This window comes from Verrucomicrobium sp. BvORR034, assembly GCF_000739635.1.
Classification (GTDB): Bacteria; Verrucomicrobiota; Verrucomicrobiia; order Verrucomicrobiales; family Verrucomicrobiaceae; genus Verrucomicrobium.
In genome coordinates this window covers 24,991-36,683 of the sequence record NZ_BATQ01000140.1, presented here as the reverse complement: position 1 = coordinate 36,683, position 11,693 = coordinate 24,991, and the positions used below count along the sequence as shown (strand labels likewise).

Below are 11,693 nucleotides of genomic sequence, written 5' to 3'. Positions count from 1 at the left end.
TTCACACTGACGGAGGGGCGGCTGGCCCCCAGACGCCCCTCCCGTCTTGCCTGATATCCTCTTTAGTTTTCTCTCACCTCCCGATTAGCTCCTCCAACCCTACGAAAGGTTTTTTCCCATGAAGAATGCGTACCTCAAGCTCGATCCGGCTTCCCGCCGTGAGTTCATGCTCCGCACGGCCAAGGCTGCGCTGGGCGTCAGCGTCCTCTCTGGACTGGACAACGAGGCTTTCGGCGCTGCCGAAGCCGCCCCTACTGGCAAGGGTGGCAAGGCCAAAGCCGTGATCTACCTGTATATGGGTGGCGGCATGAGCCACATCGACACGTTTGACCCGAAAACGGGTGAGACGAAGGGCTTCAAAGACCCGATCAGCACGAATGCCTCCGGCATTCAACTGGGTGGCTACATGACCAAGATGGCCAAGCAGGCCGACAAGATCTCCATCGTCCGCTCCATGTCCTCCAAGACGGGTGTGCATGAGGCAGGCACCTACATCATGCACACGGGTTATGATCCCCGTGGCACGATCGTTCACCCCACGCTTGGCTCTTGGGCTCAGCACTTCAAGGGGCGCTCCCACGCTACGCTTCCCTCCAGTGTGACGATCGGTGCTGGCACCGCCAACGCGGGCTTCTTCCCGCCAGCGCTGGCTCCTGTGCCGATCAGCAGCCCGGAGTCCGGCCTGCAGAACGCCAAGTCCAGCGTGACGGACGACATGTTCAAGAAGCGTGTGTCCCTCATGAACGAGTTCGACAGCGCCTTCCGCGACAAGTTCCGCAGCCCAGAAGTGCGTGCATACACTGAGTTCTACGACGAAACGATGAACCTGCTTACGAGCAAGGACCTCGAAGCGTTCGACCTGACGAAGGAAGACGCCGCAACCCGTCAGCTTTACGGGAACGGCTTCGGCCAGGGCTGCCTTTTGGCCCGTCGCCTCGTGCAGAGCGGGGTCCGTTTCGTGGAAGTGCGTTCCGGCGGTTGGGACATGCACAACTACATCGACGAAGCCATGGAGCGCACGGGTAACGGTATGGACAACGCCTTCGCGGCGCTGCTCACCGACCTTAAGCGCACCGGCCTGCTTGACTCCACGCTCGTGGTGCTGGGCTCCGAGTTCGGTCGTACGCCGAACATCAACGAGAACAGCGGTCGCGACCACTATCCGAAGGTGTACTCCACCGTGTTCGCCGGTGGCGGCGTGAAGGGTGGCTACGTCTACGGTTCCTCCGACAAGGACGGTAAGGAAGTGGCCGACAAACAAGTGACGGTGCAGGACTTCATTGCCACCATCGGCGCGGCCATGGGCCTGCCGGTGAGCGAGGTGGTGATGTCCCCCTCCGGCCGCCCCTTCACTGTGGGCGACAAGGGCAAGGTTGTCGGCGACATCTTCGCCTGATGCCAGGATTCGGCCTTTGTTATTGATTCAGTCAGTTAGTTAGTCAGTCATAGTTAATTGGGGTTCAGTACAACACCCGGTCGAAAGGCCGGGTGTTTTTTTGTGCGGATTGAGAAGGATCCGGCGATGGCTGCCACACGGCATAGCGGGCTGGGTAGTGCCCGGTCTGCGGTTGCCTAGTGGGGCGATATGGGGAATGAGTCGAGGGAGGCTCTGACGATTTTGGGGAATTGGAAGTCCCACCTCCATTTTGGGCGTAGCAAGGGTTGAGTTGGAAAGGGGGGCGGGCTGTTGGGGTTGGATTCCTGATTGCGGATGTCGGCTGTTGATGTCACTGAAGACTACTATGAAGAAAAAGGTTTCGGCGAAGGAGGCCAAGTCAGCGAAGCGCAAGGTCGTGTACCAGATCCGGGTGGCGCTTGATGGCTCGGAACCGGAGGTATGGAGGAGAATCCTGATGCCGGAAGAGTGCACATTCTGGGAGCTGCACGTGGCCATTCAGGACGCGATGGGCTGGCTCGACTGCCACCTGCATGAGTTTGAGCTGTCAACGGAGACGGGCGAGCGGGTGCGGATCGGCCTGCCCGACGCTGAGATTGATGATGATGTCCTGCCGGGATGGAAGGTGGCGGTGACCACGCATCTGAGTCGCCCGGGTGATCAGGTGAGCTATCTGTATGACTTTGGCGATGACTGGAGGCACACAGTGCTGCTGGAAGGGGCCTTCCTGGCGGATGCGAAGGTCAAGTACCCTGTTTGCATCGGAGGTGCGATGGCGTGCCCTCCGGAAGACAGCGGTGGAGTGTTTGGCTATGAGCAGATGCGCGAAGCCGTGGCGGATCCCGATCATCCCGATCACGAAGAAATGACGGAATGGCTGGGCGAAAATCTGGAGGATGGCAAGGCGTTTGATCCGGTGAAGTTTACGCCTGGCAAGGTGAAGTTCACTGATGCTGCGAAGCGGTTGAAGCTTGCGATTGCGAAGTGAGGAGTCGGCGGTGAGCTGAGCGGTTCGAGGAAGCGGAGTTGGTGGAGAATCGGGGGCTTGGGCCGGCGGTTGTGCTGGAGGCACAAACCGCCGCTCCTTGGACGAGGGGGCGCGGTTTGGCCTTGCGGAAGAGGAAGGGCTTGGAGATCCTATGAATTGACGATGAAGTTGTCGTTTTTCTCCATGATCTGGCGGTGTCTGTTGGTGGTGTACCTTCTGGGGTGCGTGGCAGTCTTGGGAGGGGTGGTGTTGTTCCTAGTCTGGCAGGCGGTGGACCGGTATCCGGTGCCGCATGTGGGCCCCAATCCGCGACTGGTGGGGTTGCTGCTGGTGCCTGCCTTGGGCGTATGGATTGTGCACGGGCTTCAGCGTAGCCGATGGAGCCGGGTGGCATGTGTCTGTTGGCTTGCGTTGCTACTGACCCTTGTGGTGATGGATCAGTTCAACTTCCTGTTGGAGTATGAAGTCTGGCTCCACCGCGCGGGACCGGATTCTGGGACGGCATCCTGGAAGCTTGACTATGGCGACGGCCGGACGTTTTGGCAGGAATGGTGAGTTCGTTCGGCGGCTTCAGGCTAAAAAGGAGGGGTGGGGGGTAGAGGAAAGCAAAAGGGCATCTCCGACGAGACGGAGATGCCCTCAAGGGAGGCTGGCAGTGAGTTCTCTGGGAGTTAGAAGGGGTACTCGAATCCGTTGATGAAGAAGCTACCCGTGATGCCGAAGTTCAGCTGGATATCGCTGGATGCCGGGTCGGTCACGAGGTTGTTCTTGGTGCCAAACACCGAGAAGGTGGCGCCGGCGTCCTCAAAGAAGTCGAACCCATAGTCCACATCACCAAAGATGAGGTTGTTGTCGAGTTCCGTCACCGCCACAGTGGCTGCTCCGATGGTGGAGATGGCCAGGAAGCTGTCGTCGATGTAGGCGTCTTCGGCGACGGTGTTGTTGTACACCTTGATGTTGGCGGTGCTGCCGTCAGTCGCTTCAATGTAGATGGCGGAGTCACCGATGTAGTCGGTAAACTGGTTGCCGGCGACCGTGAGATTCAGAACGCCATCTGAATCTTCGTCCCAAAGGCGGGCGTCGATGACGTCATCCGAGAAATGGCCGCTGAAGACGTTGTTCTCGATCTTGGCGACCAGTTTGCCCATGGAGCTGCCATAGACATTGAGGGAGATGGCGTCACTGTGGAGTTCGGCGTTCACCAAGTTGCTGGCGAAGGTGATGTCGAGCGTGGAATCGTCAACCTGCTCGACGTAGATCAACTGATCGATCTCATTCGAGAAGGTGTTGTTCCGGATGTCGGCCGTGAGCGTGGAGTTTTCGTGGGAGTAGAGGTCGAAGTGAGTGTGCCAAGTCTCGCCGAGGAACTGGTTGTTTTTGACGGTGAGGAGGAGCTTGGCGTCGTCCCGGGTCTCTGCTCCGAACATGTACTCCACATCACTGGAGGAGGTGAAGAGGTTATTCGCGAAGGTTGAGTCCAGGGTGACATCGCCCTCTGCGATGGAGATGAAGGGAATGTAAAAGTCACCGGAGATCACGTTGTTGGTGAAGGTGGTCGTGACCTTGCCGGAGCCGTAGGCACTGGTGGTAAAGATGGCATAGCCTTCTGCCGCGAAAAGGTTGTCCCGCACGTCCAGCGTGACGTTCAGAGGGTCGGAGAGCGAGTCGGTATCTGCCACGAGGCCGATGGCGTTGTACACATCACGGAATTCGTTGTTCTCCACGACGAAGTTATGTGGCTGGCCGTCTTCCACGTAGAAGGTAACGGCACCAGTGCCTTCTTCGCTTTGGAATTCTCCGATGTCGGAGAAGAGGTTGTGACGGATGAGGGCATTGGTGGTATTGAAGCCCAGGATGGCAAAACCGAGCTCGTTGAATCCACTGCGGAAATCGTAACCTTCAACCATGAGGGTCTGGCTGAAAAAGAGCGAGTAGATGCCTCCGTAGAGGACTGGGCGCTCGGTATTGCCACCGAAGTTGCGGCCGCCTACGCCAGCGATGGGAAGGTAGCTGCTGGTGAAGCGGGTCATGCCGCCACTGAGGACTTCCTCGTTGTAGTCGATGCCTGTGCCGCCCTGGGTGTACACGGTCCACAGTTTGGAGGAGATGATGCTGTTTTCACCAGCGGTGAGAGAGCCCTCATAGAGGTTGTTGAAGGGCTTCTCCGCCGTGCCATCGGCACCGTTTTCGGAGGTGTCACCAGCCTGGATGCCGTTGCCCACGGGGCCGCCGTTGTTCACGAAGACGATGTCGTCCGCCAGCACGATCTTACCCGGGGTCTGGGAGACCACCTTGGTCACCTTCTTCACACTGGTGGAGGTGTCGGTGTCGACATCCACCGTGTTGGCCACCTTGATGGCGGCATTTTGACGGTGCACAGGCTCGGCCAGACGCTCGGCGAGGTGGCGGCGACGGGGCTTGAAAGAGTCACCGATGCGTCCCCAGAAGCCTTTGCCGTCTCCCAGATCTCCCAATTCAAAGGGAAGTTGAAGCTGGACGCCTGCGGTCCAGTCGCTGCCCGTGAGGCGGTCGTCCTCGTACCAGGTGCCGGTGAGGATGACGGCGGGCACGGGGCGGACCTCCACGCCGGCCTTCCAGCCTTCCACATTGCCGGTGCCGCCGGTCTGCGGGCCGAAGGGCTGGTTGTCAAAGCTGTAATAGCCACCGATGAGGCGGAGATCGAAGTATTTGTCCAGCCCGGGGATGAGGACGGCCACCTCTGTGTCCCAGCCTTCCATGCCTTCTTCATAGCGGCTGAAGAGGCGCTCGATGGTGGTGGTGGTGGTCGTGGTGGTGCGCAGGGTACGGTAGGAAACGTCCTGCGAGACGGTGTTGCCCGTGGCGTAGGGGTCGCTCAGGGCGGTGACGGAAGTGGCATCGCGACTGGAGGAGTTGCGCAGGATCTCGCGGGTGCGGGTCTGCTCGGCGAGCTGCTTGTCCGAGAGGGGGATGTAGTAGTTGCCGCGAACTTCGAGGTAGCGGGTGCCAGCCTCGATGCCCACACCAAGCTGCCAGAACTGGTTGTTGGCCTCGGTGTCGAGCATGTCGATGAAGACATTGGCTCCGACGAAGAAGCCTTCTTCAAGGAAGCCCGCTTGGGGCGAATCTTTGCGGGTGAGTGCGGAGACGGGCTGGGAGCCGAAGAGGTGGCGCCAGCCGAGGCCGAGGGAGGCGGCGATCTCGCCACCCTCACCCCAGGAAGTGTAGGGCTCGAGGTAGATGACGTCACCGGAGAGGGTGGCATCCGCCCCCAGGGTGCTGAAAACAGGGGCAACGATGGAGAAGTTGCCCTCCGTGTACACATCGCTGGTTTTCACCCCACCAGTGACGGTGCCCAAGTACATGGGGTGATTTTCCTGAACAGGGACAAGGTTCGGGTTCTTGACCGGATTTTTGTCCAATGGCCCTGCAAGGGTGGACTGGCCCAAGGCAAAGCCAAGGGTGAGGAGCGGGGTGGCGGTAACCAGCGAGCTCAGGAACTGCGCCCAAGGGGCGCGTCTGGAGCCCACATGACGAGTGCGGGGAGAGGATGTTTTCAAGTGGGAGTGGGAGTCGAGGTGGACACTGCCGATGCCAAGAAGGGAATCGGCCTGGAGAAACAGGTCTCATCCCCTAGGCGGAGGCGCTGGCGGGAATGAGCCGGACGGCTGCAACTGGTCACAAAGGGATAGACGCAAACGTTCCTTCCACGCCTATTTCGTATAAAACAAGCGAATGCATCAAAAAGTTGCGCAATATTTGCGCAAGGTTTGGTTGTGGTCTTGAGAAACTAGATGTGGGACTCAATTGTGAGTGGCACGAGGGAGAATAGAACCGCTTTAGAGCAACGAAGTTCGAGGAAAGGGATCTCTGAAGGAGGAGTGAGTGGGCGGAGGTTTATAGATGCTGATCGAAAATAATCATTGCATCCGAAGGCGTTATTGCTCAAGGTTTTAGGAAAGAAAGCGCTCTGTGTGTCCCTCACCCCCGAACTTGCAGTTGCAGGATCGACGCGTATTTTCTCCAATGGAGCCCACCCCTAGCAGCGAACCCCAGGTTATTTACATGCAGCGGATGTCGATGATGGATGTTTGCCCTTGGGCGATGTGGACCCTGCTGGTTCTGGTGGTGATTTTGCTGATGATGTTGTTGTGGCGGTTGATCAAGATCCGGACGACCTCACCAGGGGCGTTTTATTTTGGAGTATGTGCGTTGCTGTTCTTGCTGCCGTGCGCGGGCGTCTTGCACGAACTGGCCGTGTACATTGGCGATTCTCATTGGAGAGATCTGGAATTTGTGGCTCCAGAGGTTGCGAGACGTTGGGAGGTGTTTTTGTCGACAAGTTACAATTTTATCGCCTTCGCAGCAGCCGGTTCATCGCTGTTTGTCGTGCTGGGCTTGGGGGTGACGGCACTGCACAGGTTGGTGGGCAAGCCCAAGGCTGCTGATGCGGCATGATCGGAGAAGGATATGCGCATACGAGTGCTGAGCGACTTGCACCGCGAGTTTGGTCCGACGGCGATTCCTCCCCTGGGAGGGGATGTGGATTTGGTGGTGCTTGCCGGGGACATCGCGACCAAACAAAATGGGCTGCCATGGATCCGTGAGTTCTGTGGTAGTACGCCAACGGCGTATGTATGTGGGAATCACGAGTTCTATGGTGACAGGTATCCGCGGGTGATTGAGCGCCTGCAAGAGGCAACCCAGGGGACCCCTGTGCACGTGTTGGAGGATGGCTTTTTTGAACTGCAGGGGTGGTTCGTGTACGGCTGCACCCTCTGGACGGACCTGTCTCTCATGGATCCCTGGCAGGAAGGGGCCGCACTGGCGGCGGAGAAGATGAATGACTACAAGCGGGTGCGGAACTCCCGAATGGGATATAGGAAATTGCGTCCGGTGGACACGCGTGCAGCGCATCTGGAAAGCGTGAGAAAGATGCGGGCTTTTTTTGAGTCGCATGATGCGCACCGCACCGTGGTGGTGACGCATCACGCCCCGTCCCTGCTCTCCCTGCCGGAACATCGACGGGTGAGGCCGATCAGCTGCGCCTATGCCTCACACCTGGATGAACTCGTGCTGGAGCACCAGCCGAGGCTGTGGATCCATGGGCATATCCACCACAGCAACGACTACTGGATTGGAAAGACGCGGGTGCTGGCGAATCCCCAAGCTTACCCGGAGGACGTCAATCCGGGGTTCCAGCCAGAGATGGTGGTGGAAATTGAGGAAAACTGAGTCCCGCTTCCCAATCAGCGGGGCCTGTTTGCGTTCCCGTGAGGACCAGCATTATCTTGTGTCCGGTGCCTCAACCCTCAACTCACCGCGATGCTACAGAGCTTGGGGCCCAGGTCGGGAAGGCGTTGGGAGACCGTGTTCCAGGAGGGCAGGGTGCTGGGCGAGGGAGGGGCGGGAGGGCACTCGCTGGTGACCTCTTCGATCATCTTCGCGAAGACGGTGATGGCACCCATTTCCTCTGCAGAGGTCTCTTCAAGACCGTTGAACATGGCTTCATGGGCATACCGGGTGAGGAGCATGCGGGCAATGGCGAGGTAGGTGTCTGCCAGGCGCTCCAGCTTGCGGGGTTCTGCGGAAAAGCCGAGGTCGGCCCAGAGGTGGTCAAGCAGGGCGCGGGTGACCTCGCGGGCCATGCGCATGAGGCCGCTGGTGGCATCAGGGATGCCGGTGACTGGGTCGTAGCCGAGATGCTGGTGCTTATGCTCGAAGTTGCTGCCAAGGTCCACCTGGCAGAAGCGCTGGGCGGGGGCGTGGCGGAAGACGTCGCAGAGCATGCCAATCTCCAGGCCCCAGTCGGCGGCGAGGGGGATCTTGCGAAGGAACTCGGAGTCCGCGGCGAACTCGCCAGAGAGCGGATACCGGCACATGGCGAGGAAGCGCAGAAGAGGCGTGGAGCCGAAGATCTCCCGTAGCGCCTGGATGAGGGGGAAGACGAGGAGACGGGTGACCCGGCCGTACATGCGCTCACGCACCCGGCCGTAGTAGCTCTTGGCAAAGACGTAGCCCATGCCGGGGTGGACCACGGGCAGGCAGAGGCGCCAGAGCATCTCGCGATCGTAGTTCAAGATGTCACTGTCGTGGCAGGCGATGACGCCGCGGTGACCGGTGGCATGCAGGGCGGCGACACCCATCCAGACGTTTCCGCCCTTGCCCGGACCGCTGCGGCGGGCACCGAGGGTATCCACCTCACGGTGGAGGCTGGTGAGCTCCGGGCCGTCATTCCAGAGGACCGTGTGGCGGAGATTGGGGAGGCGCTTGGCATAAAAAGCACGGGCGCGGTCATACTCACGACGGTTCATGCCGTTCATGGTGAAAATGACCTGACTGATGTAGGGAACCCCGGTGAGCTGCTTCAGCATGCGCGGCAGGGCGGGACGCTGGAGCTCGGCGTAGAGGGCGGGAATGACGAGCGCGACGGGTTTCTCCAGCGAGAGCTCCTTGAGCAGCGCCTCACGCTCTTCGAGGGCAGTCTCGGCGAGATGGTGCAGCGTTGGGAGCAGGATGGGCTGGTGGAAGTCGGGCACGCGTTAGAGAGGGAAAAGGGAGGGGTAAGGGATAAGGTGGGAAAGGGACAGTGCGTCAGTCAGGGGCTCAGGCCGGGAGTCTGGTGTCTGGACTTTGGACGTCTCTCGACTAACGGTTTTCACTCTACTTATCACTTTTCACGCGGGCTACGGCTTCTGTCTCGCTGTTGAAGGTGTTTCCCTCGCCTTCGGTTTCGATTTCCCCATCGCTCGTGTCTTCGATCTCCCGGCGCCATTTGCGGGAGATCCAAGGGCGGACGAGACCGTAGAGAAGGTAGGAGACAAAGAGGACGGTGGGCATCCACTGCCAGGCCTTTACGGTAAAGGCGAGGACGATGATGCTGATGAGCACCCAGTGGAAGGAACGGCGGGTGCGCCAGTTGATGGACTTGAAACTAGGGTACTCCAGACTGCTGACCATGAGGTAGGAGAGCAGGAGCATGAGGGCGGGCAGGGTGTACTTCCACCGTCCGATTTCGCGGTCCATGCCGTCCAGCCACATCAGGGTCATGGTGAGGGAGACGATGACGCCGGCCGCAGCGGGGATGGGGCAGCCGCGGAAGGAGGTGGAGGATTTCTTTCCGGTTTCGGTCTCGATGGCGGCCAGACAGTTGAACCGGGCGAGGCGCATGGCACCGCAGACGAGGTAGATGCAAGCAATGAGCCAGCCGAGCCCGCCGAACGTTTTCTCAAACTCAGCCAGCACGATGTCGTGCACGAGGAGTGCAGGTGCCATGCCGAAGGAAACGATGTCCGCCAAGGAGTCGAACTCGCGGCCGAAGTCGGAACTCTGACCACTGAGGCGTGCCAGGCGGCCATCAAGGAGGTCGAACAAACAGGCAACGAGGATGAAACCAATGGCCCACATGTACCGCTGATGACCGGTGTCAGGCTGGAAACGACCGACGATGTGGAGGATGGCCATGAACCCACAGAGCAGGTTCCCTGCCGTCATGAGATTGGGCAGGACGTAGATGCGAGGCTCGCGGTCGCGGTCGTCGGTGGGGGACGTGGACATGGTGGCCGCGACTGTAGCGCGTTTTTTTGACAAGATTGACAAGATTTTTAAGAGATTGCGGCCTGCGGCCAGTTTGGGCGCCTGGTCTGGTTGAGACGCTACGCTGGTTGAGACGCTGGCGCTGGTTGAGATGCTGGCGCTCCGAATGCCTTCAGACTTTGAGGGGGGCACTTGGGAGAAGGTTCGGGTCTTGAGTCTTGAGTCTTCAAGTCTTCTGTCTCCGGCGTAGCCGGTCAGGGTTGCCTCCTGCGGTTGGCGGGCGTATGGTCTCTCTATAATGAGCACTGCGACTGTCGCCGATCCTGTTTCCTCTGATGTTGTCACTGAGTTGCCGCCGCTGAGCGGGGCCACCAAGATGGGAGCGCTGTTGGAATCTTACCCAGGGGCGCAGCGGGCACTGTTTGCGAAGTATCACATCGGCGGATGCCGGAGTTGCGGCTTCCAGCCAGGGGAGACGTTGGCGGAGGTGTGCGCCCGCAACGAAAACATCCCGGTGGAGGAGGCGGTTGCCTTCATTCAGGAGAGTTACCAGAGCGATGCCAGCCTGCAAATCACCCCGGAGGCTCTGGTGAAGCTGCGCGAGGCGAACCCGAACACCAAGCTGCTGGATGTGCGCTCCCGCGAGGAGCACGAGGCGGTGGCCATCCCAGGCTCCCATCTGGTCTCGCAGGAACTCATCCAGGTGATCTTTGACCAGTGGAACAAGACCGACCCAGTGGTGATCTATGACCACCAGGGAAACAGCGCCATGGACGCGGCCGCGTACTTCCTGGGACATGGCTTCGTGGAGACGAAGTGCCTGAAGGGCGGAATCGATGCCTACAGCCTGGAAGTGGATCCCAGCATCCCACGGTATCGCCTTGAAATTGAGGACTAGCCAGGGGCTGATGATATCGTTTTGACAGGATTAACAAGATTTTCAGGAGATTAACAGGATTGGACCTTCTGGACGAATAGCTCGGTCGCCGGTGGTGAAGTTCATGTCTTCAGTCTTTGGTCTTCCCGTCTTTTGTCTTTTTATATTATGAACGAAGAAGTTTTGCAGGACGCCCTGGCCAATCCCCAGAATGTAGGGGAGATCCCGGATGCGGATGCTGTGGGCACCGTAGGCAGCCCGGATTGCGGGGACATGGTGCGCATGTGGATCAAGTACAAGGAGCAGGACGGCAAGAAGGTCATCGACAAGGCCACCTTCCAGAGCTTCGGCTGCCAGACGGCAATCGCAGTGGCGAGCCTGGCCACGCAGCTCATCAAGGGGAAGACGCGGGAGGAGGCGCTTGATCTGAGTGCTGAAGAACTCTCCAAGCCGCTCGGACCCCTGCCGCCGATGAAGATCCACTGCGGTCAAATGGTGGAAGGGGCGCTGAAGGCGGCCCTCGAAGCAGAGACTGCGGGGAAAGCGAACGCTCAACCGCAACCTGCGGCCTCCTTGCAACCGACAACGCCTGTGGAGCACGCGCCCACGTTGCATGATGCATTGGCGGCGGCTGGGAAGAAGCAGGCTGCCAAGATCAAGATCGTGAAGTTCTAATCGCCTTGGGCGAGCCGTCACGTTTTTTCCCTGAACGTTGTGGGGCAAGCGCCCCGCTTGCCACGCGCGACCGCTTCTGCTCCCCAAGCTGGCTGCGGACATTCGCACGACGACCGTTCTACTGCCGCCCGCGTACCCTTTTTCTGAACTCGAGCTGTCCGAGCAGGCTGCCCCGGCAACCCCGGGCAGGAGCTCTGCCCCTACTTTTCACCTTTTACTTTTTACTTTTCACTGGTTCGCAG

Annotated in this window: 10 protein-coding genes; 7 read left to right on the top strand and 3 right to left on the bottom strand. The window is 59.5% G+C overall.

Annotated elements, in window-relative coordinates; translation table 11 throughout:
- Positions 1 to 118 precede the first annotated feature (118 nt).
- The 3 genes from BV034_RS24170 to BV034_RS24160 all read left to right on the top strand — a co-directional run bounded on the left by BV034_RS24170 (position 119) and on the right by BV034_RS24160 (position 2,939).
- Positions 119 to 1,396, top strand: a complete 1,278-nt coding sequence (locus tag BV034_RS24170; RefSeq protein ID WP_050029536.1) for a DUF1501 domain-containing protein — start codon at positions 119 to 121, stop codon at positions 1,394 to 1,396.
- A 346-nt stretch (positions 1,397 to 1,742) separates the two neighbouring features.
- Positions 1,743 to 2,384 carry a plasmid pRiA4b ORF-3 family protein gene (locus BV034_RS24165; protein WP_050029535.1) on the top strand — a complete coding sequence of 214 codons (642 nt, stop codon included), beginning with the start codon at positions 1,743 to 1,745 and terminating at the stop codon, positions 2,382 to 2,384.
- A gap of 162 nt (positions 2,385 to 2,546) precedes the next feature.
- Positions 2,547 to 2,939, top strand: coding sequence for a hypothetical protein (locus BV034_RS24160; protein ID WP_050029534.1), 393 nt, complete (start codon positions 2,547 to 2,549; stop codon positions 2,937 to 2,939).
- A gap of 116 nt (positions 2,940 to 3,055) precedes the next feature.
- On the opposite strand, the gene BV034_RS24155 is transcribed toward BV034_RS24160, so the two are convergent.
- Positions 3,056 to 5,923, bottom strand: a complete 2,868-nt coding sequence (locus BV034_RS24155; protein ID WP_265593404.1) for an inverse autotransporter beta domain-containing protein — start codon at positions 5,921 to 5,923, stop codon at positions 3,056 to 3,058.
- Between the two features lie 505 nt (positions 5,924 to 6,428).
- On the opposite strand from BV034_RS24155, the gene BV034_RS24150 reads away from it, so the two are divergent.
- A complete protein-coding gene (locus tag BV034_RS24150; RefSeq protein WP_265593403.1) occupies positions 6,429 to 6,821 on the top strand; it encodes a hypothetical protein in 393 nt (130 codons plus the stop codon).
- Between the two features lie 12 nt (positions 6,822 to 6,833).
- Positions 6,834 to 7,598 carry a metallophosphoesterase family protein gene (locus tag BV034_RS24145; RefSeq protein ID WP_050029531.1) on the top strand — a complete coding sequence of 255 codons (765 nt, stop codon included), beginning with the start codon at positions 6,834 to 6,836 and terminating at the stop codon, positions 7,596 to 7,598.
- A 77-nt stretch (positions 7,599 to 7,675) separates the two neighbouring features.
- Here BV034_RS24145 and BV034_RS24140 read toward each other — a convergent pair whose 3' ends face one another.
- Together BV034_RS24140 and pssA are read right to left on the bottom strand one after the other, a co-directional pair.
- Positions 7,676 to 8,902, bottom strand: a complete 1,227-nt coding sequence (locus tag BV034_RS24140; RefSeq protein WP_050029530.1) for a hypothetical protein — start codon at positions 8,900 to 8,902, stop codon at positions 7,676 to 7,678.
- A 124-nt stretch (positions 8,903 to 9,026) separates the two neighbouring features.
- Positions 9,027 to 9,920: a CDP-diacylglycerol--serine O-phosphatidyltransferase gene (gene pssA, locus BV034_RS24135; RefSeq protein ID WP_265593402.1), complete on the bottom strand. Its 894-nt coding sequence runs from the start codon at positions 9,918 to 9,920 to the stop codon at positions 9,027 to 9,029.
- A 277-nt stretch (positions 9,921 to 10,197) separates the two neighbouring features.
- Here pssA and BV034_RS24130 point away from each other — a divergent pair, with 277 nt between their 5' ends.
- Together BV034_RS24130 and BV034_RS24125 are read left to right on the top strand one after the other, a co-directional pair.
- Positions 10,198 to 10,797, top strand: coding sequence for a rhodanese-like domain-containing protein (locus tag BV034_RS24130; protein ID WP_050029529.1), 600 nt, complete (start codon positions 10,198 to 10,200; stop codon positions 10,795 to 10,797).
- 147 nt (positions 10,798 to 10,944) lie between these two features.
- Entirely contained in the window at positions 10,945 to 11,451 is a 507-nt protein-coding gene (locus tag BV034_RS24125; RefSeq protein ID WP_050029528.1) for an iron-sulfur cluster scaffold-like protein, read from the top strand.
- The last annotated feature ends 242 nt before the right edge of the window (positions 11,452 to 11,693 follow it).